Origin of the sequence: Kribbella sp. NPDC051586 (assembly GCF_044453965.1) — a bacterium.
In the GTDB taxonomy this organism is placed as follows: Bacteria; Actinomycetota; Actinomycetes; order Propionibacteriales; family Kribbellaceae; genus Kribbella.
In genome coordinates this window covers 581,553-603,908 of sequence record NZ_JBITDF010000002.1, presented here as the reverse complement: position 1 = coordinate 603,908, position 22,356 = coordinate 581,553, and the positions used below count along the sequence as shown (strand labels likewise).

Here is a 22,356-nt window from a genome sequence, read left to right as displayed (position 1 = left end):
GCGCGTCGGGCGCGCTCAGCTGCAGGCAGGGGTGCTAGTTGGTGTGGGGGCGTTTGGGGAGGATCAGGGAGCGGAGGCGGGCCAGGAGGAGGTCGAACTCGTCCAGGAGGTCGGAGGCCTCCGTGCTGCCCCGGCTCAGGTACCAGCGCCAGGACGGCGGGAGCATGCGGGCCCGCCAGCGGCGGCGGCGCGGGGCTTGAGCCCACAGCGCCTTGCGTACGGCGGATGCCTCCGGGCGGAGGTCCAGCTCGGGATTGGCGTCCTCGGCGTACCGGAGCGCCTCGATCCCGCGTGCCAACTTCCGCGCGGCCGGATGTGATTCCTCGGGGAGCTTGGTCACCAGCCACTGACCGGTCTGCCGCGGCGTCGAGATCTCGGACCAGTCCAGCCCCAGATCGCGCGACGTGTCGCGGATCTCCGCCCACAACCCCTCGGCGCCGGCGCGTCCCGGCGGTCGCAGGAACCGCCGCCGGCGCGTCAGCGCCCGGATCAGCCAGGGGATGCACAGCAGCAGCGCCACCGCGAGAACCCCGGCGATGATCTGCCCACCGCCGTTGGTGAACCAGTTGCCGGAGTCAACGATCGCGACACCGCTGTCGTTCGGCAGGTTCGGGTCGTGCTGCGGCTTGCTGATCCCCGGGGTGTCGGAGCCGCCGGGCGTGGTCGGAGCGTTGGTCGGTACGGTCGTCGGGCTGGTCGAGTCTCCGGTCGCGGGGACCGTCCAGTTCGGCGTGGCCGAGACCCGGGCGGACGGGGTCGGCTCGAAGCGGACCCATCCGATGCCCTGGAAGAACAGCTCCGGCCACGCGTGCATGTCGTGCATCCGGACCGTGAACTCGCCGTCCTTGCCGGCCGTCCCGGGCAGGAAGCCGATCCCGACCCGCGACGGGATCCCCATGATCCGCGCCATCAGCGCCATCCCGGTCGCGAACTGCTCGCAGTACCCGGTCTTGTTCTTCAGCAGGAAGTCCTCGAGCGCCGACATCCCGCTGCCCTTGGCATTCGCGGTGCTGTAGGTGAAGTCGCCGCTGCGGAACCAGTTCTGGATCAGCACCGCGGCCTCGAACTTGTTGTCCCCGGCGGCGGCCGTGACCTCGAACGTCTTCTGCTTGATGTCGTTCGGCGTCTTCTGCGGCACGACCAGCGTGTACTGGTCCGGGCCGCTCGTGGTGATCGAGTCGTGCAACTGCTGCGGCGTCGGCTGTACGTCGTACGAGGCCAGCTTGTACTTCTTGCCGGCGACGATCGACCCGTTCGTCGAGACGACGTCCAGCGCTTCCGCGTCGTATTGCCAGTCCTTCTTCAGCGAGATGGAGTGCAGCGGATACGGGACCGGGGCGAACTGGGAGCGGAACGTCCGGGTGACGTCGATCTCCATGTTGTTCTGCGGGACCTTGGACAGGTCACCGGCATACCCGGGCGGCGGGGTCAGGTCGCCGCCGATCTTGTGCCCGTCGGACCGCGGCGCGATCCGCCAGGTGTTGCCGTCGAACAGGTCGAGCGCGGTCAGTCGCAGGTACGTGCCGCCGGACGGGCCGCCCTTGTAGGTGAGGGCGACGACGTTGTCGCCGCGCTTCAGGTTCTTGCCCATGTCGAGCATCGGGTCGGTCGACGAGATCGACGCCCCGATCCCGTTGCCGGTGCCGCCGCCGGCCAGGCCGTTGCCGACGACACCTTCCGGCAGAGCAGGCAGCAAGGCGGGCAACAGCGCGGCGATCGCGACCACGGTCAGCCCGATCCGGCGCCCTGCTTGGCCGAGCGCCGATGCCTCGACGGGCTCGGCCGCGTCGAGGTGCGAGACACCCGAGATCCGGCGGCCCCAGCGGCTCAGCCTGCTGCGGCCCTCCGAGGACAGCAGCACGATGTAGCCGATCGCCGGGGGGATGAACAGCAACGCCGGCAGTCCGCCGTGCACGGTCGCGGCCGGCACCGTGTACATGATCAGCAGCAGCAGGCCCGACCATGCGGCCTGCCGCAGCTGCACGGCGATGATGTGGACCAGGAAACCGGTCGCCGTGATCACCGAGACCGCGAACAGGGTCAGATGCGGGTCCTGCGGCAGCGGCGCGCTGAAGCGGTTGATCGAGTCCATCGCGTCGACCATCTGCGAGTTGAACTCGAGCGCGGTCGCCTTCCACGGGATCAGCCCGAACTTCATCGTCCCGTGCAGGAAGAACAGCGACAGCAGCTCGACGAGCACGAGCAGCTGGACGATCGGTACGACGACGCGCGGGGTCCGCAGGTTCTGCAGGAACACCCCGATCCCCGTCACCAGGGCGCACAGGAATGCGCTGATGAACAGGAACGGCCCGGAGAACACCGGCGTCAGCACCAGCGACCCAAGAACAGTCGCCCCCCAAGCAGCGATAGAAATCCGCGCGTGGCCGGTCACCGGGCCTCCCATCCTGGACTGAGGAGCGAAGCGACCGGAGCGACGAGGGAAGGACAGGAGTCACAGTCCGGTAACCCGCCGCGACGGAGTCGTGGCATCAATACAGTCATGCGATCCTTCCGCTCCGAAGTCCTAGGCCGGACCACACGGTAGGGAGGTGGTCGCCGCGGCGGACTCTGGCTACTCGCCAGCCGTTGCGGCGTAGTTCGTTCTCGGTGCCGTCCGTGGCGGCGGTGAGGCGAGCCGCCTTCTCGGTGGCTTCGGCGCCGACCGCCCAGCTGGCCGCGTCCAGCAGCAGGGCGACCCCGGTCGCCTGGCTGGTCCGCCACCGGTTCAGGGCGATGACGTCATCGGTGCTGCAGGCGCCGAGGATGGCGATCACCAGGCTCGGCTCCTGCGCGTGCCGGTCGACGGTCAGCAGCGGACCGATCTCGGCGTACTTGTGCTCCTCGACGGTCGCGCACTCGGTCAGCAGTTCCTGCTGGGTGAGTGGCTGGTGCACCGACGCGGAAGTCCGGTGGGTGATGGCGCTCAGCGTGGTCGGACCGCCGAGCATCGTGGTGACGTAGCCGCGCCTGATCCGGTCGATGCCGGCCGACGCGGCCGCGCTGACTGCCCACTCCAGGCTGGACGACGGTCCGTGCCCGTGGTGCGAGATCGTCCGCGCGTCCAGGAACAGCGCACACCGGCTCTGCCACGGCTGCTCCTCGCGGCGGACCATCAGCTCGCCGCGGCGAGCGGTCGACCGCCAGTGCACCCGGCGCAGGTCGTCGCCGTCGCGGTACTCGCGGACCGTCGCGTCCTCCTCACCGGCCGAGGCGATCGCCCGCGGCCGGTTCTCGCCCGAGCCGGCCCGGTCCGCACCCAGCCGGATCTCGGGCAGCCGGTAGACCCGCGGCGTGACCAGCAGGTGCTGGCTCCGCGTGAAGGTCCGGCTCGTCTCCACCAGCCCGAACGGGTCGGCCACGGTCAGCATCAGCGGCCCGACCTGGAACAGCCCCCGGACGTCAGACTTGACCGGGTACGTCACGGTACGTCGCCAGTTCGGGCTGACCCGGTCCACGACGAAGCGCGGCCGGTGACCGAGCACATACGGAATACGGTCCTCGAGCAGCAGCAGACCCGCGGGCATCCGGCCCTGGTTGCTCAGGGTCAGCTCGACGGTCGCCTGCGTCCCGACCGGGACCTGGTCCGGCGCGAGGCTGCGCCGTACCTGCAGCCGCAGCCGGGTCCGCCCGACGACGAGAGCCGCGACGATCGGCAACGCCGCCAGCAGGATGCCGACGCGCAGCAGGTCCTTCTGGCCGAGCAGCAGCGCGCACAGCGAGGCGGTGAGACCGGCCGCGACGAACGCCCGCCCTCTGGTGGTCAGTCCGCGCAGTGCCTGCCGCATGTCTCAGTCCCGGCGGGTGCGGGGGAGGGCCACGCTGGACACCAGCCCGGAGATGATGTCGGCTGCACCGCGCCCACCGAGATGCGCTTCAGCCGCGGGGAGCACGCGGTGCGCGAGGACCGGCACCGCGAGCTCCTGGATGTCGTCCGGCAGGACGAACTCGCGCGCGTCGAGCGCGGCTGCCGCACGCGCCGCCCGGATCAGGTGCAGCGTCGACCGCGGGCTGGCGCCGAGCCGGAGCTCCTGCGACCGCCGGGTCGCGCCGACCAGCGCGACGGCGTACTCCTTCACCGACTCGGACACGTGCACGGACTGCACCGTCTTCACCAGGCGGAGGATCTGCTGGCCGTCGGTGACCGGTTGCAGGCTCAGCAGCGGGTCCTCGGCGGCGTGCCCGTCGAGCATCCGCAGCTCGGCGGCCGGCTCCGGGTAGCCCATCGAGACCCGGGCCATGAAGCGGTCGCGCTGTGCTTCCGGCAGCGGGTACGTGCCTTCCATCTCGATCGGGTTCTGCGTCGCGATGACCATGAACGGCGCGTCCAGGTGGTACGTCGTGGTGTCGACGGTGACCTGGCGCTCCTCCATCGACTCCAGCAACGCGGCCTGGGTCTTCGGCGAGGCGCGGTTGATCTCGTCGCCGACGACGATGTTCGCGAACACCGCGCCGGGCTTGAACTCGAAGTCGCGGATCTCCTGGTTGAAGACGGAGACGCCGGTGATGTCCGACGGCAGCAGGTCCGGCGTGAACTGGATCCGGCGCACGGTGCAGTCGATCGACTTCGCCAGCGCCTTGGCCAGCATCGTCTTGCCGACGCCCGGCACGTCCTCGATCAGCAGATGTCCTTCGGCCAGCAGGACGGTGATGGCGACCTCGACCACGTCGGGTTTGCCCTCGATCACCTGCTCCATGGCCCGGCGGACGCGGCCCGCCACCTCTGACAGCTCGTCGAAGTCCCCGGCTCCTGCCAGCGGCGAGCTGGTCGCGGTGGTGCTCACTCGGTGTCCTCCCCATTCGTTGACTGCCGACACATTCTCACCCGCTGTAGGGGTCGGGCCTAGACCGGCGGGGGTTTCGTTACCTGGCGTTTCGGTGTTCATCGGCGCACGCCCTCACGGCGGGTCGGTCTGTCCTGTGCAGAGCTGACGTCCCTCCAAGCGTACGGGCGGGAAAAGCGGCGCGTGCGGCGTACGACGTCCCGCTCCCCCAGAAGGTTCACGCAAACCAGCCCCGAATGGTTCATCCCCGCTACCTCCACACCCGCACCTTGAGCACCCGCCAACCACAAATCAGCCCCGGAAATGGTTGGTGGGTGCTCAAAGTCGCGCTCGGTGGAGCGAAGTGGAGCGCTGGACGGTTGAGGCGGCAGCGACACGCGGGAAGGCGGGCGTGGATTTAGGCGGCGCGGGGGCGGGATGGGGCGGAAGTTGGTTGACGGTGGTGGAAAGTGGAGTAAGGTGGAGCGCAGTGGAACTGAAGTGGTGGAAGCACCCGCCTGAGTCGGAGAGTCCGCAACGGGGAGGTGGAGCGTGTTCCTCGGAACTCACTTCCCCAAGCTCGACGACAAGGGACGGCTGTTCCTGCCGGCGAAGTTCCGCGACGAGCTGGCCGACGGTCTGGTGATCACGCGAGGGCAGGAGCGATCGCTGTCCGTGTGGCCGGAGCGTGAGTTCGTCCAGCTGACCGAGCAGTTGAAGCAGGCTCCGATCACCAACAAGGGTGCGCGGGACTATTTACGGATGTTGTTCGCCGGCGCCTCCAACGAGATGCCGGACAAGCAGGGCCGGGTCACCATCCCGCCGATGTTGCGCGACTACGCGTCACTGGATCGCGACTGCGTCGTCATCGGGGCGATGAACCGGGTGGAGATCTGGAACACGGAGAACTGGAACAGGTACTCCGCGGAGCAGGAGCAGGCGTTCGCCGACCTCTCCGAGGAAGTGCTACCAGGAATCTTCTAGCTGAACAGAGTGCGAGGACAGGAACACCACTGACCGTCCGGTGAGATCACGGGTCCGACTTCCGACCTGCAGTGTTGACGCCACTTCCCCGGCGCCAAGGCCGCCAGGTACTTCCCCGGGAGACGTACCCGCGATCTGACCGGACGGTGCTGTCTACGCATCACAAGACCTGCGGGGGCAGGGTCGCTCCCGCGGCGACGGGAAGGGTCGAGGATGGACGCTGCGGAGCGGCATGTGCCGGTGATGCTGGAGCGCGTGGTCGCGCTGCTGGCGCCGGCGCTCGCGCATCCCGGCGCCGTCTTCGTCGACGCCACCCTCGGCCTCGGTGGTCATTCCGAGGCGTTCCTGCGGCAGTTCCCCGACGTACAGCTGATCGGCTTCGACCGGGACCCGGCCGCGCTGCGGCTGGCGGGTGAGCGGCTGGCGCCGTACGAGGAGCGGGTCACGCTGGTGCATGCGGTCTACGACCAGTTGCCGCGCGCGCTGGCTGACCTCGGCGTACCGGCGATCGACGGGATCCTGTTCGACCTCGGCGTCTCGTCGATGCAGCTGGACGAGGCCGACCGCGGGTTCGCGTACGCGCAGGACGCGCCGCTGGACATGCGGATGGATCCGACCGGCCCGACCACGGCGGCCGACATCGTCAATACCTACAGCGCGGCGGACCTGGCCCGGATCCTGTTCCAGTACGGCGAGGAGAAGTTCTCCCGCCGGATCGCGGACCGGATCGTGCGGGAGCGCGAGACCGAGCCGTTCACGAACAGCGCCCGGTTGTCCGAGCTGGTCCGCAACGCGATCCCGCAGGCGGCCCGGCGGACCGGGGGACACCCCGCGAAGCGGACGTTCCAGGCGCTGCGGATCGAGGTGAACGGCGAGCTCGACGTACTGCGTCGTGCGCTGCCCGCGGCGCTGCGGGCGCTGGCGCTGCACGGGCGGATCGTGGTGATGAGCTACCACTCGCTCGAGGACCGGATCACCAAGCAGGCGTTCGCGGCCGCGACGAAGTCCGACGTACCTGACGACCTGCCGGTGATCCCGGCCGGACACGAGCCATATCTGAAACTGCTGACCCGCGGCGCCGAGCGGCCGACCGAGGACGAGGTCGCGCTGAACCCGCGGGCCGCCTCCGCTCGGGTGCGGGCGGCGACGAGAGTCCGCGAGAAGGGACTGGTGGCCTGATGAGTACTGTCTTCAGCCCGCAGAAGGCGCGGGTGACGCCGGCCGCCAGTGGTGCAGCCAAGAAGCGCTCCGAGCCGCGGCTGAGAGTCGTCTACGGCGCGCCGTTCCGGCCGCCGCGGATGCCGTTCGTCATCTTCGTGGTGTCGCTGCTGGCCGCCGGACTGGTCGGCCTGCTGCTGCTCAACACGCAGCTGCAGAGCGGGACGTTCCAGGTCACCAAGCTGAGCAGTCAGGCCGATCAGCTGCGCGACCAGCAGGAGCAGCTGGAGAAGCAGGTCCGCACGCTGGAGTCGCCGCAGAACCTGTCCGACCGCGCGCTGCGGATGGGCATGGTGCCGAATCCGAACCCGGTGTTCCTGCGGCTGTCCGACGGGCGCGTGCTCGGCGTACCGGCGGAGGGCAAGGCCGGCACCGGTACGGCGATGTTCGGCCCGGGCACTCCGACCGGCGCCACGACCACCAAGCCGCCGGCCGTGAAGCCGACGACACCGGTCAAGCCGCCGGTAACCACTACCAAACCGCCGGTGGGCACCACCAAGCCTCCGACGGGTACGACCAAGCCGCCCACGACCGGTACGACGAAGCCGCCGGCCACGACGAAGAAGCCGCCTGCCACGACCACACGGGGATGATCGGATGACGGATCGACGGGGTAACGAGCCGCCACGCAAGCGTGGTGCGACGCCGGGCCGGGAGAACCCGCCCCGCAAGGCTCGACCCCGTCGACCATCCGCTACGGACGGTGGCCGCACCACCCCGCAACGCCCCGAGTCCACCCGGGACCGCCTCCTGCGCAAAGCCCAGGAGGAGCAGCGTCCGGCGAAGAAAGCTGCGGCGAACCCTCGTCCGGTGAAGAAGGCGGCTGCGAAGAGGCCTGCTCCGGGCAGCGCGACGCCGCGCAAACAAGCTCCTGCCAAGGGCGCCGCGAAGAAGACGGCCAAGCGTCCGGTGAAGAAGACCTCCGCGCGGAAGCGGCCTCCGCAGAACCGGCCGCAGCCGCGGCCCAAGAAGCGCAGGGTGCCGAAGGCGCCCCGGATGTTGCGGCTCGGGCGGCCGACCGTGCGGCTGCGGGTGACGTTCGGGGTGATGGCGTTCGTGCTGTCGCTGTTCGCCGGGCGGCTCGTGCTGCTGCAGGGCGTGGACCCGGACAGCTATGCCCAGGCGGCGACCAGGGAGAACACGAAGCCGTTCATCCTGCACGCCACCCGCGGCGCCATCACCGACCGCAACGGTGTCGAGCTGGCGGTCTCCGAGGACGCGGTGGCGATCACCGCCGACCCGACGCAGACCAAGCCCGTCGCGCAGCAGCTCGCCTCGATCCTCGCGCCGAAGCTCACCGGTACGACGTACGCGAAGCTGGTCGCCGCGATGACCGGCAAGGGTCGCTTCGCCTACCTCGCGCACCAGGTGCCGCCGACGACGTGGAGCGCGATCCAGGGCGAGATCAAGACCGTGAACGCGACCATCACCCAGCAGAACAAGGGCAAGCCGCAGGACCAGCAGTCTCCGCTGCTGGCCGGTCTCTACACCGAGGACGACCCGATCCGCAGCCACCCGAACGGCAGCATCGCCGCGACCGTGGTCGGCGTGACGGGGGCCGACGGCAAGGGTCTGTCCGGGCTCGAGTACGGCCTGAACGACAAGCTGTCCGGCCACGACGGCAAGGCGATGTACGAGGTCGACACCAAGGGCAACAAGATCCCGAACGCGAACCACACGGTCGAGGAGCCCAAGCCCGGCGTCGGCGTACAGCTGACCCTGGACACCGACCTGCAGTTCTTCGCGGAGAAGCGGATCGAGCAGGCGGTCGAGCAGTACAAGGCCAGCTCCGGCACGGTGATCGTGGAGGACGTGAAGTCCGGCGAGCTGCTGGCGATGGCCAACTACCCGACCTTCGACCCGAACAAGCCGTACAAGTCGAGCGACCTGAACAACCCCGCGCTGGAGCGCACCTACGAGCCCGGCAGCGTGCAGAAGGTGGCCACCATGGCCGCCCTCGCCGACGCCGGCCTGATCGACCTGAACACCAAGCTCCGGGTGCCCGGCAGCATCGAGGTGCAGCGCCGCACGATCAAGGACCACTGGGACCACGACCCGATCAACCTGACCATCGCCGGTGTCGTCGCGAAGTCCTCGAACGTCGGCACGATCATGGCCGCGCAGCAGATGCGGATCCCGCAGTTCGTGAAGTACCTGCACGACTTCGGGTTCGGCCAGCCGACCGGCCTGAACTTTCCCGGCGAGAGCAACGGCAAGCTGATGGGCGGCGACGAGTGGCCGGAGATCACCCGGTCGAACGTCGCCTTCGGCCAGGGCCTGTCGGTGAACGCGGTCCAGATGACGTCCGCGGTGAACGCCGTCGCCAACGGCGGCGTGTACGTCCCGCCGAAGCTGGTCCGCAACTACGTCGACGCGAACGGCACCGTGATCCCGAACCAGACCGCGGCGCCGCACCGGGTGGTGAGCGAGAAGGCCGCCAAGGAGGTCGCCACGATGATGGAGGCGGTGACCGCCAAGAAGGGCACCGCGCCGCAGGCCGCGATCGACGGCTACCTGGTGGCCGGCAAGACCGGAACCGCCCAGGAGGTCGACTCGTCCTGCAGCTGCTACCGCAAGTGGGCGACTTCTTTTGCCGGATTTGCCCCGGCCGACAACCCACGCTTCGTTACCTACGTCGTACTGCACGACCCGAGCGACGGCGTTCGGGGTGGTGGCCTGCAAGGAGGACCGGTGTTCCGGGACGTGATGAGCTACGCGTTGCAGAAGTACGTCGTTCCGCCGACGGGAGCTAAGCAGCCCAACGTACCCATCACCTGGTGATGGTGACGCAGGGTCAGGTAGGAGTCACAGGGTCCGGAGCGGTAGCCTCAGGGCCCGTGTCCACCCCTACCGCCGCAGGCGGCGCGGTCGCAGCGATCAGGCCCCGGCATGTCGTGCCGGTCGGCCTCGCCGACCTCGCGAGCGTCGCCCGTGCACCGATCCCGGCAGCGTCGCCGGTGACGGTCACCGGCGTCACCCTCGACTCGCGCTCCGTCCTTCCCGGCGACCTGTACGCCGCTCTGCCCGGCGCGGTCACGCACGGCGCGGAATTCGTCGCGACAGCCCACCGGTCCGGCGCAGTCGCCGTACTCACCGACCCCGCCGGCGCTGATCGTGCCGCGGCAACCGGCCTTCCGGTGCTGGTCGCCGGCAATCCGCGCAGTGTCCTCGGTGCGGTCGCGTCCCGGATCTACGGCGAGCCGACCAGTGAGCTGCGGCTGCTCGGGGTGACCGGCACGAACGGCAAGACCACGACCAGCTTCCTCCTGGACTCGGTACTGCGGGAGCTCGGCCGGGCCGCGTTGATCGGCACGATTCAAACGCGTGTCGGCGACGAGGTGGTGAAGAGCGTCCGGACCACTCCGGAGGCCACCGACCTGCAGGCCCTGTTCGCGGTGATGCGGGAGCAGGCGGTCGCCTGGTGCGCGATGGAGGTGTCGAGCCACGCGCTGGCGATGGGCCGCGTCGACGGCGCCCGGTTCGCGGTCGCCGGGTTCACCAACCTCACGCAGGATCATCTGGACTTCCACAAGACGTTCGAGGACTACTTCCAGGCGAAGGCCTCGTTGTTCACCCCGGAGCGGTGTGATGTCGCGGTGGTGACCATCGACGACGAGTACGGACGCCGGCTCGCAGCGCAGACCGTCGTACCGCTGGTGACGGTCTCGACCAAGGGCGATGCCGACTGGACCGTGGCCGACCGGCATCAGTCCGAGCACGGCACGACGGTGTTCGACGTCCTGGGCCCGGACGAGACGCTGACTGTCGAGATCGCGCTCCCCGGCGAGTTCAACATCGCCAACGCGCTGCTCGCGACCGTCATGCTGCGACAGGCCGGCGTGCCCGGCGAGGCGATCGCGGCCGGTCTGCGGACCGCTACGGTGCCCGGGCGGATGGAGCTGTTCACCCGCGACGACGGCCTGGCCGTGATCGTCGACTACGCGCACACCCCGGATGCGGTCGAGCTGGCGCTGAAGGCGGCGCGTGGGGCGACCAAGGGCCGGCTGTTCGCCGTCGTCGGCTGCGGTGGCGATCGCGACCCGTGGAAGCGGCCGGCGATGGGAGCCGCCGCCGCCCGGACCGCGGACGTGGTGATCGTGACCGACGACAACCCGCGCAGCGAGGACCCGGCGACGATCCGCGCAGCTGCCGTCGCCGGTGCGCGGGAGGCGGTCCCGGCCGTCGACCTGCACGAGATCGGCGACCGCCGGCAGGCCATCGCGTCCGCGATCGAGCTGGCCGGCCCCGGCGACACCGTCGTCGTACTCGGCAAGGGCCATGAGACCGGCCAGGACGTCGGCGGAGTGATCCACCCGTTCGACGACCGCGAAACCGTGTGTGAGCTGTTGGAGGCAGATCGGTGATCCCTGTCAGTTGCGGCGAGATCGCCGACGCCGTCCGCGGCGAGCTCGTGGGCGTCGAGCCCGCGGCCGTCGTCGACGGTGCGGTCGTCATCGACTCGCGAGCCGCCGAGCCGGGCGGGCTGTTCGTCGCCCTGCCGGGTGAGCGCGTCGACGGGCACGACTTCGCCGGTACGGCGACCGCGGCGGGCGTCACGGCGTCGCTGACGACCCGGCCGATCGAGGGCAGCCCGTGCATCGTCGTCGACGACACCCAGCGCGCGCTCGGTGACCTGGCCCGGCTCGTGGTCGGCAGGCTGCCGGAGCTGAAGGTCATCGCCCTGACCGGATCGTCGGGCAAGACCAGTACCAAGGACCTGAGCGCCCAGGTCATCCGCCCGTACGGCGAGACCGTGTCGCCGGAAGGCTCGTTCAACAACGAGATCGGGCACCCGCTCACCGCGCTGCAGGCGACGGCGACGACGAAGTACCTGATCGCGGAGATGGGCACCCGGCACCAGGGCGACCTCACCTACCTGACCGGGATCACCCCGCCGGACATCGGCCTGGTGCTGAATGTCGGCACCTCGCACATCGGCGAGTTCGGATCGCAGGACAACATCGCGATCGCCAAGGGCGAGCTGATCGAGGCGGTGCCGGCGGACGGCATCGCGATCCTGAACGCCGACGACCACCGGGTCGCCGCGATGCGGAGCCGGACGCCGGCCCGGGTGGTGACCTTCGGCGAGGCGGCCGAGGCCGACGTTCGCGCGGAGGGCGTCAAGCTCGACGCCGAGGGACGGCCCGCGTTCGCCCTGCACCTCGGGGATTTCAGCGGCGACGTACAACTGCAGTTCATCGGCGAGCACTACGTGTCGAACGCGCTCGCCGCCGCGGCGGTCGGGTCGGCGATCGGCCTGACGCCGGAGCAGATCACGCACGGCCTGAACGCCGCGACCCGGGTGTCCGCGGCGCGGATGGAGCTGACCGAGCGGGCCGACGGCGTGACGATCATCAACGACGCGTTCAACGCCAACCCGGACTCGACCCGCGCGGCGCTGAAGTCGTTGGTCGCCATCGGCCGGTCGCGCGGGGCGCGGACCTGGGCGGTGCTCGGCGAGATGCTCGAGCTCGGCGACACCTCGGCCGACGCGCACGACGCGATCGGGCGGCTCGTCGTCCGGCTGGACGTGAATCGGCTGGTCGTGGTCGGCGAGGGCGCGAAACCGATCCACCTCGGGGCCTCGCTGGAAGGCTCGTGGGGCAACGAATCCGCGTTCGTCGACACGATCCCGGAAGCGCTCGAGCTGCTCAGGTCCGAGCTGCGCGCGGGTGACGTCGTACTGGTGAAGTCGTCGAAGGGGTCGAAACTGCGCAGCCTCGCGGACGCACTGCTCGCCGACGTCCGGGGGGAAGCTCAGTGATCTCGATCCTGTTCGGCGGCGCCGTCGCGATGGTGCTGACGCTGATCGGCACCCGCTGGGCGATCAAGTGGCTGGCCAAGCGCGGCTACGGCCAGGAGATCCGCGACGACGGCCCGACCTCGCACCACGTCAAGCGCGGTACGCCGACGATGGGCGGCACCGTGTTCATCATGGCCACCATCGTCGGGTACTTCGCGGCGAAGGTGTTCACGATGACCGCGCCGACCGCATCGGCCATGCTGGTGCTGTTCCTGATGGCCGGCATGGGCGCGGTCGGCTTCCTGGACGACTTCATCAAGATCTTCCGCCAACGTAGCCTCGGCCTGCGGAGCAAGGCGAAACTGGCCGGTCAGACCATGGTCGCGGTGATCTTCGCGGTGCTCGCGCTGCAGTTCCCGGACAACCGCGGGCAGCGGCCGGCGTCGCCGTTCATCTCGTTCATCCGCGACATCGGCTGGCTGGAACTGCCGGCCATCCTGGTGATCATCTGGATCCTCCTGCTGATCGCGGGCATGTCGAACGGCGTCAACCTCGCCGACGGCCTGGACGGTCTGGCCACCGGCGCGTCGATGATGGTGTTCGGCGCGTACACGCTGATCTGCATCTGGCAGTTCAACCAGAGCTGTGCGACCGCGCAGGGCGTCGGCGCCAAGTGTTACGAGGTAAGGGATCCACACGACCTCGCCGTCGTCGCCGCCTGTCTGACCGGTGCGCTCTTCGGCTTCCTGTGGTGGAACGCGTCGCCGGCCAAGATCTTCATGGGTGACACCGGTTCGCTGTCACTCGGCGGCGCGCTGGCCGGCATGGCTGTGATGACCCGCACCGAGCTGCTCGTCCTGCTGCTTGGCGGCCTGTTCGTCATCATCACCGCCTCGGTGATCCTGCAGGTCGGCTACTTCAAGGTCACCAAACAGGCCACCGGCGTCGGGAAACGCCTGTTCCTGATCGCGCCGTTGCATCACCACTTCGAGATGCTCGGTTGGGAACAGGTGAACGTGGTGATCCGGTTCTGGATCATCCAAGGACTGTGTGTGGTGATCGGTCTCGGGGTCTTCTACGCGGAATGGGTGACCGGATGAGTCTCGAGACACGGGTGGATGACGGCTGGGCGACGACGCGATTCGTCGTACTCGGCTTCGGTACCGCGGGCTACGCCTGCGCCGACTCCCTGATCCAGGCGGGCGCGGAGAACCTCGTCGTACTCGACGACCGCGACACCGAGGCGCTGCGCGAGAAGGCGCTGATCCTGGAGACGCTCGGCGCCACGATCACGCTCGGCCCGGGCAGTACGGCGGAGTTGCCGAAGGAGGCCGACGTCGTCGTCACGTCACCCGGCGTACCGCCGCACGCGCCGTTGCTGGCCCAGGCGGCCGAGCGGGACGTGCCGATCTGGAGCGAGATCGAGCTGGCCTGGCGACTGCGGGATCCGGCGAACGCCGCGCCCTGGCTGTGCATCACCGGCACCAACGGCAAGACCACCACCGTGCAGATGCTGACGGCGATGCTGCGGGCCGCCGGTCTACGGGCCGTTGCCGCGGGCAACGTCGGGCTGCCGCTGCTCGAGGCCGTGATGGACCCCGAGCCGTACGACGTGATCGCGGTCGAGCTGTCCAGCTACCAGCTGCACTACACGCACTCGATGTCCGCGCACTCGGCCGCCGTGCTGAACATCGCGCCGGACCACGTCGACTGGCACGGCTCGCTCGAGGCGTACGCCAAGGACAAGGGCCGCATCTTCGAGAACTGTCAGATCGCGTGCGTGTACAACGTCGCCGACCCGGCGACCGAGCAACTCGTGCTGGACGCGGACGTGATCGAGGGGTGCCGCGCGATCGGCTTCACCCTCGGCACACCGGGGCTTTCGATGATGGGGATCGTCGACGACCTGCTGGTGGATCGGGCCTTCGTCGATGCGCGCGCCACCTCAGCGCTCGAGCTGGCGATGATCTCGGACATCACGCCGGCCGCGCCGCACAACATCGCGAACGCGCTGGCCGCGGCCGCGTTGGCGCGGGCGTTCGGTGTACCGGCGACCGCGATCCGCGACGGCCTGCGTGGTTTCCGTCCCGACCTGCACCGGATCGCGCACGTCGCGGAGGTTGCCGGGGTCAACTATGTCGACGACTCGAAGGCAACCAACCCGCACGCCGCGCAGGCATCGCTGCTCGCGTACGAGCACGTGGTGTGGATCGCCGGCGGACAGGCCAAGGGTGCGACCTTCGACGACCTGGTGATCGCGGCGCGGAACCGTTTGCGTGCCGTTGTGCTGATGGGCCAGGACAAGCAGGTGATCGCCGAAGCTCTCGAGCGACACGCACCGGATGTGCCGAGGATCGTCGTCGAGGCAACAGACACTGGAGCTATGCAGATCGTGGTGGGGGAGGCGGCGAAGCTCGCACAGCTGGGTGACACCGTGCTGCTCGCGCCTGGCTGCGCATCCTGGGACATGTTCGCCAACTACGGAGCCCGTGGGGACGCCTTCGCCGAAGCCGTACACGCTTTGGGGCGTGGCTGATGGTCCCACGCCTACTGCGCGGCGCTCGGCACGGCGCCTCGCCGCACTGGAGGAAAGGCCACGATGAAACCACATCGACGCCTCCCCTCCAGCACGCCGAGGCACCGCGCCGAGCACCTGCTCGCTACGGCGTGGGACCATCAGCCACGCCCCACGGCAACTGATCCGGAGGTGATCGCGTGACGTCGATCGCGGATCAGCCCCAGGGCAGGAAGAACGGCGAACGGGCCTGGGTCGCGGCGATCCGGGACGTGCTCGACCGGCCGCTGACGTCGTACCACATCGTGCTGGGTGCGACCGGTCTGCTGCTGGTGCTCGGACTGATGATGGTGCTGTCGGCATCGAGTGTGCTGTCGCTGCGCATCAACGGGAACAGCTACACGATCTTCGTCCGGCAGTTGATCTGGGTCGTGGTCGGCCTGCCGATGGCGTACGTCGCCTCGCGGATGACGCCACGGCACTTCCGGATGCTCGCCTACGTCGCGCTGCTCGGATCGATCTTCCTGCTGGTGCTGACCTACATCCCGGGCCTCGGCGTCGGCGTGAACGGCAACACCAACTGGCTCAACCTCGGCGGACCGCTGCAGATCCAGCCGAGCGAGTTCGCCAAGCTGGCGATGGTGATGTGGTGCGCGGACCTGTATGCCCGCAAGGAAAAACTGCTCACCCAGTGGAAGCATCTGCTCGTCCCGATGGTGCCGGTCTGCGGTCTGGTGATCGCGCTCGTGGTCGGCCAGCACGACCTCGGTACGGCGCTGGTGCTGATGGCCGTGATGATCGGCATGATCTGGATCGTCGGCGCACCGACGCGGCTGTTCGTCGCGACGATCGTCGTGGTCGGCGCGGTCGCGACGTACTTCGTCAACGCGGAGAAGTACCGGATGCAGCGGGTGACGTCGTTCCTGGACCCGTTCTCCGACCCGATGGGCGTCGGCTGGCAGGCCTACCACTCGTTCTACGCGCTGTCGACGGGCGGCTGGTGGGGCGTCGGGATCGGCAACAGCCGGCAGAAGTGGAGCAACCTGCCGGAGGCGCACACCGACTTCATCTTCTCCGTGATCGGTGAGGAGCTCGGCCTGGTCGGGTCGCTCACCGTGCTTGCCCTGTTCCTCACGCTGGCCTACGCCGGGGTGCGGATCGCCACCCGGAACACCGAGCCGTTCGTCCGCTACGCGGCGGCCGGGATCACGATCTGGATCATGGCCCAGACGCTCGTCAACCTGGGCGCCGTGATCGGACTGCTACCCATCGTGGGTATCCCGCTCCCGCTTTTGTCGTACGGTGGTTCCGCACTGCTGCCGACCCTCATCGCGATCGGCATGCTGCTGTCCTTCGCGAAGGCCGAGCCCGGCGCGCAGGCCGCCCTGAAAGAGACCCGGCGGCCCCGGTTCGGGTGGCTGCCTTCGCGGCGTACGCCGCAACACAAGTGAACCCGCGGGAGCGTTGAAAGCTGTGCCCAGCATCGTTCTGGCCGGCGGCGGTAGCGCCGGCCACACCTCACCCCTGATCGCCACCGCCGACGCCCTGCGCCGGATCGACCCGACCGTGGAGATCCTGGCCCTCGGGACCGAGCGCGGCCTCGAGACCCGCGTCGTGCCGGAGGCCGGCTACCGGCTGGAGCTGATCCCGCCGGTGCCGCTGCCACGCAAGCCGACGCCCGCGCTGCTCGCCGTACCGGGGAAGATGCTGGCCTCGGTCAGCGCGGCGCGACGGGTCCTGGACGAGGCCAAGGCCGACGTCCTGGTCGGATTCGGCGGCTACGTGTCGACCCCGGCGTACGTCGCCGCCTGGCGGCGGAAGACGCCGATCGTCGTACACGAGGGCAACGCGGTGCCGGGCATCGCGAACAAGTTCGCCGCCCGCTACTGCACGCAGCACGTGAAGACCTCGTTCCCGGGCACCGAGCTGCCGCACGCCGAGTACGTCGGGCTGCCGATCCGGCGCGCGATCTCGACGCTGGACCGGGCCGCGCTGCGGGCCGAGGCGCGGCAGTTCTTCGGCCTCGACCCGGACGCGCCGACGCTGTTCGTGACCGGTGGGTCACAGGGCGCGCGGCAGATCAACGAGGCCGTCTCCGGCGCCGCCGCGGACCTGCAGGCGGCCGGCATCCAGGTCCTGCACGCGATCGGCCCGAAGAACACCCTCGAGGTACCGCAGACCGGCCGCTATCCGTACGTCGTGCTGAACTACGTCGACCGGATGGATCTCGCGTACGCCGCCGCCGATCTGGTCGTCTGCCGCTCGGGTGCGAACACCGTCACCGAGGTCTCCGGCGTCGGGCTGCCCGCGATCTACGTACCGCTGCCGATCGGTAACGGTGAGCAGCGACTGAACGCGAAACCCGTCGTCGACGTCGGCGGCGGAGTGCTGATCGACAACGCCGAGATGACCGTCGACTGGATCCGTGCGAACGTGCCGCAACTTCTGCACGACCGCGAGCGTCTGACAGCCATGTCCACAGCTGCGACCGGTGTGATCCGGACGGATGCCGACGAGCGATTGGCGCGGATCATCCTGGATGTGGTGAGGTCTGCGTCGTGATCGTCACCGCACCTGACACGCTGCTGCCTGCCGAAAAGCTGGGCAGAGTGCACTTCGTAGGGATCGGCGGGGCCGGCATGTCCGGCATCGCCCGGATCATGGCGTCCCGCGGGATCGAGGTGTCCGGGTCCGACGCCAAGGACGGCAAGGTCCTCGCCGCGCTCCGCGCGCTCGGCGCGACCTGCTGGGTCGGCCACGCCGCCGAGCACGTCAAGGACGTCGACACCGTGGTGGTGTCGACCGCGATCCGCGAGACCAACCCCGAGGTGATCGCCGCCCGCGAGGCCGGGATCCCGATCCTGCCCCGCGCCGCCGCGCTCGCGTCGGTGATGGTCGGCCGCCGCACGCTGGCAGTCGCCGGCACCCACGGCAAGACGACCACGACGTCGATGCTCACGGTCGCGCTGCAGCACTGCGGCGCCGACCCGTCGTACGCGATCGGCGGCAACCTGAACGAGTCCGGGTCGAACGCCCACGACGGCACCGGCGACCTGTTCGTCGCCGAGGCGGACGAGTCGGACAAATCGTTCCTGACCTACTCGCCCGAGGTGTCGATCGTCACGTCGGTCGAGCCGGACCACCTGGACAACTACGGCGACGAGGCCAGCTACCGCAAGGCGTTCGAGGAGTTCTGCGCCCGCGTGCAGCCCGAGGGCTTCATGGTGATCTGCCACGACGACGCCGGCGCCCGGCGACTGGCGGAGTACGCGCGTGACCGCGGTATCGACGTCCGGACGTACGGCGAGTCCGAGGACGCGGATCTGCACGTCACCGAGATCACCGCGGCCGGGGCGACGCAGTCGTTCGTGCCGGTGTACCGCGGGCGCAAGCTGCCGCTCGTGCAGTTGCAGCAGGCCGGCAAGCACAATGCGCTGAACGCCTCGGCGGCGCTGACGGTCGGGCTCGGGCTCGGATTCTCCGCGGCCGACCTGGCCGAGGGGCTGGCGGCCTTCACCGGCACCGGCCGGCGGTTCGAGTTCAAGGGGCTCGAGGACGGCGTCCGGGTGTTCGACTCGTACGCGCATCACCCGACCGAGCTGGCCGTCGACCTGACCGCGGCGCGCACGGTGGCGGGGGAGGGGCGAGTGGTCGCCTGCTTCCAGCCGCATCTGTTCAGCCGGACCCGGATCTTCGCCAAGGAGTTCTCCGAGGCGCTGGCGCTGGCCGACGAGGTCGTGGTGATGGACGTGTTCGCGGCCCGCGAGGACCCGGAGCCGGGCGTCACCGGGGCGCTGATCGCGAACCACGTGCCGCTGAAGCCGGACCAGGTCCGGTTCGAGCCGTCGTGGTCCGCCGTACCGCAGCTGGTCGCGGATCTGGCCGAGCCGGGTGACCTGGTGGTGACGCTGGGCGCGGGCGACGTGACGCTGATCGGCCCGGAAGTCGTTGGTCTGCTGGCCGAACGCGCCGCCACCCGCGAGCCTGCCGAGTCAACGCCGGTAGCTGTGGTGGAGTAATTGGGTGGGGTTTGTTGAATGAGCCAGAGCGTTGATCTGGCTCGGGCACAGCAGCGGTTCGCGCGCCGGCAACGGCTGGTGCGCTGGCGGAGTTGGCTGCCGTGGGCGATCGGCGGCGGACTGCTCGTCCTGGCCGGGCTGATCGTCTGGCTGTTCTACTTCTCGTCCGCGCTCGCGGTCTCGGGGATTCGGATCAGCGGCGCCGACACGGTGCCGCTGGCAACGATCGAGCAGACCGCGGCCGCACCGATCGGCGCACCGCTGGCCAAGGTCGACCTGCGGTCGATCGCGGACCGGGTGCGAACGATCCCGGCGGTCGCCGATGCTCAGGTGACCCGGGCGTGGCCGCACAAGATCGTGATCGTGGTCACCGAACGGGTTCCGGTCGTGGTCGTCACCGACGGCTCGCGGTACGAGCTGGTGGACGCGACCGGTACGTCGTACCGCACGGTGCCGAACCGGCCGGCCGGACTGCCGGAGGCGAAGGTGACCGGGGTGCGGCGCGACGTCACGGTCCACTCGGTGGTCACCGTCTCGGCGGCGCTCCCGGAGGCTCTACGGTCGCAGGTGAGTTCGATCTCGGCGGCGTCGCCGGACTCGATCACCCTCAACCTCGGCTCCGGGGTGAAGGTCGTTTGGGGTAGTTCCGATGACAGTGAGCGCAAGGCCGGGGTACTGAGCGTGCTGATGAAGCGGCAGGCGAAGGTGTACGACGTCTCGGCGCCCGATCTCCCTGTCACCAAAGGGGAAAAGCGGTGATTGATCACATCGCGGGACACATGCGGATCCGGGCGGCGAGGCGCGTGGACAGCGCCGGAAAGCGTCACGTACCGTGCGGCGTAATCTAAAGTTGACATAACTCTAAGCATCCACTTGAGGTTCAGTCTTTTCGCTGGACAACGGGAAAGCAACGAGGCGAGAGGCGCGGACGTGGCGGCACCGCAGAACTACCTGGCACTCATCAAGGTCGTCGGCATCGGCGGGGGCGGCGTGAACGCCGTCAACCGGATGATCGAGCACGGTCTGAAGGGCGTTGAGTTCATCGCCATCAACACCGACGCGCAAGCGCTGTTGATGAGCGACGCGGACGTCAAGCTCGACATCGGCCGCGAGGAGACCCGCGGCCTGGGCGCCGGTGCGAACCCGGCGATCGGGCAGAAGGCCGCCGAGGACCACGCCGAGGAGATCGAGGAGGCGCTGAAGGGCGCCGACATGGTCTTCGTCACCGCCGGTGAGGGCGGCGGCACCGGCACCGGCGGCGCGCCCGTGGTGGCGCGTATCGCCCGGTCGCTCGGCGCGCTGACCATCGGTGTGGTGACCCGGCCGTTCTCGTTCGAGGGCAAGCGGCGCGCGACCCAGGCGGAGGACGGCATCGCCACCCTCCGCGAAGAGGTCGACACGCTGATAGTGATTCCGAACGACCGCCTGCTCACCATCTCCGACCGCGCCGTGTCCGTGCTGGACGCGTTCAAGCAGGCCGACCAGGTGCTGCTGCAGGGTGTTTCCGGCATCACCGACCTGATCACCACGCCCGGCCTGATCAACGTGGACTTCGCCGACGTGAAGGCGGTCATGTCCAACGCCGGCTCGGCGCTGATGGGCATCGGCTCGTCCCGCGGCGAGGACCGGGCGGTCGCGGCCGCCGAGGCGGCCATCTCGTCTCCGTTGCTGGAGGCAAGCATCGAGGGTGCGCACGGCGTGCTGTTGTCGATCGCGGGCGGGTCCGACCTGGGCCTGTTCGAGATCAACGAAGCGGCCCAGCTCGTGTCGGAGTCCGCGCACACGGACGCGAACATCATCTTCGGCGCGGTCATCGACGACGCCCTCGGCGACGAGGTCCGGGTCACCGTGATCGCGGCCGGCTTCGACGGCGGCATGCCGAAGCGCCGCGAGCAGGCGATGAATCAGGCCCGCCCCCAGTCCTCCCGCCCGCAGAGCTACTCGGCCCCGATGACCGGCACCTCGACCCCGCCGGCGCAGCAGTCCGGTCAGCCCGCCACCGGCACGCAGTCCGGCGGACAGGTTCCCGGTTCGCAGCCTGGTACTCCGGGTCAGCCCGGCCAGACACCCGGCGCGACGCAGCCCCCAGCCGCGCAGCCGCCGACGGCTCCCGGCGCCAACGCCCAAGGTGCGCCGGCAACGGGCGGCCCGGCTGCCAACGTGACACCGACGACGCCTCCGCTGCCGACCGACGACACGGTCCCGGTGCCTGCGCCGACCGAGCCGCGGCCCGGCGTCGGCACGACCAACTCCGCGCGCCCGCAGGCAGGGGACGGAGTTCGCACCGTGCAGTCCGGTCAGCAGTCGACCCAGCCGGCCCCGCACACCCCGGCGTCACCGACCGCTCCACACTCCTGGCCGACCCACGGCCCGAGCACCTCGCCAGGCAACCAGTCCCCGCAGCCCAGCGCCCCCAAGCCGAAGAAGCCGGAGCCCGAGGAAGACCTCGACATCCCGGACTTCCTCAAGTAACTCCATCGACCTTGTGCACCCACCAACCACTTCGCGCCCGCGAAACTGGTTGGTGGGTGCACAAGGTTGTGGGGTCCTTCAGGCGGGCGGGGCGGGCTGGCGGGGGCGGTAGACGGAGACCAGGACGCCGTACCGGGGCTCGGTCGGGCCGGCGTCGGTGAGCTCGTGGACCATCCGGTCCAGTGTCGCGGCGAGTTTTGCGGCCTGGTCGGCGGTGAGCCGGAGGTTCCGCAGGTTGAACAGCGGCTCGTCCTGCGCGCTCTCGAGCTCGGCGGCGACGGCCTGGAGCGCGACGGTGTTGGCCGCCCGGGCGCCTTCACCGACGAAGTCGAACCGCCGCACCGAGCGCCGGTAGTACTGCTCGGTCCCACCGCGCACTTGCCGGGTCTCGGCCACGTGCACCATCCCGGCATCACGCAGCACGCCCAGGTGGTGGGCGACGTTGCCCTTGGCTGTTCCGAGCGCGGAGGCCAGCTGACTGATCGTGGCTGCCTCCTGCCCGAGCGCGAACAGCAAGCGGTGCCGCAACGGGTGCCCGAGCGCCTTGAACTGTGCGGCGCTCGACACTTCCAGGTGATCGACGATCTCGGCCATGGATCAAGCGTCGAGATTTCTTGACGCTTTGTCAAACCGCATGCTCTACTG

At 69.5% G+C, this 22,356-nt stretch carries 17 protein-coding genes; 13 read left to right on the top strand and 4 right to left on the bottom strand.

The features are described from left to right. Positions 1-34: 34 nt before the first annotated feature. From ACIA58_RS13250 to ACIA58_RS13240, 3 genes are all read right to left on the bottom strand, one after another. The gene (locus ACIA58_RS13250) at positions 35-2,404 is read right to left on the bottom strand and encodes a transglutaminaseTgpA domain-containing protein (RefSeq protein ID WP_396403879.1); all 2,370 of its coding nucleotides are present in this window, start codon (positions 2,402-2,404) and stop codon (positions 35-37) included. Positions 2,405-2,498: 94 nt separating this feature from the next. Continuing rightward, entirely contained in the window at positions 2,499-3,785 is a 1,287-nt protein-coding gene (locus ACIA58_RS13245) for a DUF58 domain-containing protein (protein WP_396403878.1), read from the bottom strand. A 3-nt stretch (positions 3,786-3,788) separates the two neighbouring features. Next, positions 3,789-4,694 carry an AAA family ATPase gene (locus tag ACIA58_RS13240; protein ID WP_396404975.1) on the bottom strand — a complete coding sequence of 302 codons (906 nt, stop codon included), beginning with the start codon at positions 4,692-4,694 and terminating at the stop codon, positions 3,789-3,791. 618 nt (positions 4,695-5,312) lie between these two features. On the opposite strand from ACIA58_RS13240, the gene mraZ reads away from it, so the two are divergent. From mraZ to ftsZ, 13 genes are all read left to right on the top strand, one after another. After that, a complete protein-coding gene (gene mraZ / locus ACIA58_RS13235; RefSeq protein ID WP_130446673.1) occupies positions 5,313-5,744 on the top strand; it encodes a division/cell wall cluster transcriptional repressor MraZ in 432 nt (143 codons plus the stop codon). A gap of 213 nt (positions 5,745-5,957) precedes the next feature. Then, positions 5,958-6,923 carry a 16S rRNA (cytosine(1402)-N(4))-methyltransferase RsmH gene (gene rsmH / locus ACIA58_RS13230; protein WP_396403877.1) on the top strand — a complete coding sequence of 322 codons (966 nt, stop codon included), beginning with the start codon at positions 5,958-5,960 and terminating at the stop codon, positions 6,921-6,923. Then, positions 6,923-7,555 carry a hypothetical protein gene (locus ACIA58_RS13225; protein ID WP_396403876.1) on the top strand — a complete coding sequence of 211 codons (633 nt, stop codon included), beginning with the start codon at positions 6,923-6,925 and terminating at the stop codon, positions 7,553-7,555. Before rsmH ends, ACIA58_RS13225 begins: the two co-directional genes overlap by 1 nt. Positions 7,556-7,559: 4 nt before the next feature. Further along, on the top strand, positions 7,560-9,743 hold the full coding sequence (locus ACIA58_RS13220; protein ID WP_396403875.1) for a penicillin-binding transpeptidase domain-containing protein: 2,184 nt from the start codon (positions 7,560-7,562) through the stop codon (positions 9,741-9,743). Positions 9,744-9,799: 56 nt separating this feature from the next. After that, positions 9,800-11,326 (top strand): UDP-N-acetylmuramoyl-L-alanyl-D-glutamate--2,6-diaminopimelate ligase, encoded by a 1,527-nt coding sequence (locus ACIA58_RS13215; protein WP_396403874.1) that lies wholly within the window; start codon positions 9,800-9,802, stop codon positions 11,324-11,326. Then, entirely contained in the window at positions 11,323-12,726 is a 1,404-nt protein-coding gene (gene murF, locus ACIA58_RS13210; RefSeq protein ID WP_396403873.1) for a UDP-N-acetylmuramoyl-tripeptide--D-alanyl-D-alanine ligase, read from the top strand. Before ACIA58_RS13215 ends, murF begins: the two co-directional genes overlap by 4 nt. Then, positions 12,723-13,805, top strand: a complete 1,083-nt coding sequence (mraY, locus tag ACIA58_RS13205; protein ID WP_396403872.1) for a phospho-N-acetylmuramoyl-pentapeptide-transferase — start codon at positions 12,723-12,725, stop codon at positions 13,803-13,805. Before murF ends, mraY begins: the two co-directional genes overlap by 4 nt. Next, positions 13,802-15,241, top strand: coding sequence for a UDP-N-acetylmuramoyl-L-alanine--D-glutamate ligase (murD, locus tag ACIA58_RS13200; protein WP_396403871.1), 1,440 nt, complete (start codon positions 13,802-13,804; stop codon positions 15,239-15,241). Before mraY ends, murD begins: the two co-directional genes overlap by 4 nt. A gap of 179 nt (positions 15,242-15,420) precedes the next feature. After that, a complete protein-coding gene (gene ftsW, locus ACIA58_RS13195) occupies positions 15,421-16,671 on the top strand; it encodes a putative lipid II flippase FtsW (protein ID WP_396403870.1) in 1,251 nt (416 codons plus the stop codon). 22 nt (positions 16,672-16,693) lie between these two features. Next, positions 16,694-17,782: an undecaprenyldiphospho-muramoylpentapeptide beta-N-acetylglucosaminyltransferase gene (gene murG, locus ACIA58_RS13190; protein ID WP_396403869.1), complete on the top strand. Its 1,089-nt coding sequence runs from the start codon at positions 16,694-16,696 to the stop codon at positions 17,780-17,782. After that, entirely contained in the window at positions 17,779-19,239 is a 1,461-nt protein-coding gene (murC, locus tag ACIA58_RS13185) for a UDP-N-acetylmuramate--L-alanine ligase (RefSeq protein WP_396403868.1), read from the top strand. Before murG ends, murC begins: the two co-directional genes overlap by 4 nt. 18 nt (positions 19,240-19,257) lie before the next feature. Then, the gene (locus ACIA58_RS13180; protein WP_396403867.1) at positions 19,258-19,998 is read left to right on the top strand and encodes a cell division protein FtsQ/DivIB; all 741 of its coding nucleotides are present in this window, start codon (positions 19,258-19,260) and stop codon (positions 19,996-19,998) included. A 171-nt stretch (positions 19,999-20,169) separates the two neighbouring features. Next, positions 20,170-21,711: a cell division protein FtsZ gene (gene ftsZ / locus ACIA58_RS13175; protein ID WP_396403866.1), complete on the top strand. Its 1,542-nt coding sequence runs from the start codon at positions 20,170-20,172 to the stop codon at positions 21,709-21,711. A gap of 78 nt (positions 21,712-21,789) precedes the next feature. Here the strand turns inward: ftsZ and ACIA58_RS13170 are convergent, their stop codons facing one another. Next, entirely contained in the window at positions 21,790-22,305 is a 516-nt protein-coding gene (locus tag ACIA58_RS13170; RefSeq protein ID WP_396403865.1) for an ArsR/SmtB family transcription factor, read from the bottom strand. Positions 22,306-22,356 lie beyond the last annotated feature (51 nt).

What these genes read in the sequence shown, in the direction of transcription:
- ACIA58_RS13170 (WP_396403865.1), bottom strand. Translation starts at nt 22,305, where the DNA reads ATGGCCGAGATCGTCGATCACCTGGAAGTGTCGAGCGCCGCACAGTTC.
- ACIA58_RS13220 (WP_396403875.1), top strand. Translation starts at nt 7,560, where the DNA reads ATGACGGATCGACGGGGTAACGAGCCGCCACGCAAGCGTGGTGCGACG.
- ACIA58_RS13245 (WP_396403878.1), bottom strand. Translation starts at nt 3,785, where the DNA reads ATGCGGCAGGCACTGCGCGGACTGACCACCAGAGGGCGGGCGTTCGTC.
- ACIA58_RS13240 (WP_396404975.1), bottom strand. Translation starts at nt 4,694, where the DNA reads ATGGAGCAGGTGATCGAGGGCAAACCCGACGTGGTCGAGGTCGCCATC.
- murD (WP_396403871.1), top strand. Translation starts at nt 13,802, where the DNA reads ATGAGTCTCGAGACACGGGTGGATGACGGCTGGGCGACGACGCGATTC.
- ACIA58_RS13225 (WP_396403876.1), top strand. Translation starts at nt 6,923, where the DNA reads ATGAGTACTGTCTTCAGCCCGCAGAAGGCGCGGGTGACGCCGGCCGCC.
- ACIA58_RS13180 (WP_396403867.1), top strand. Translation starts at nt 19,258, where the DNA reads ATGAGCCAGAGCGTTGATCTGGCTCGGGCACAGCAGCGGTTCGCGCGC.
- rsmH (WP_396403877.1), top strand. Translation starts at nt 5,958, where the DNA reads ATGGACGCTGCGGAGCGGCATGTGCCGGTGATGCTGGAGCGCGTGGTC.
- ACIA58_RS13250 (WP_396403879.1), bottom strand. Translation starts at nt 2,404, where the DNA reads ATGGGAGGCCCGGTGACCGGCCACGCGCGGATTTCTATCGCTGCTTGG.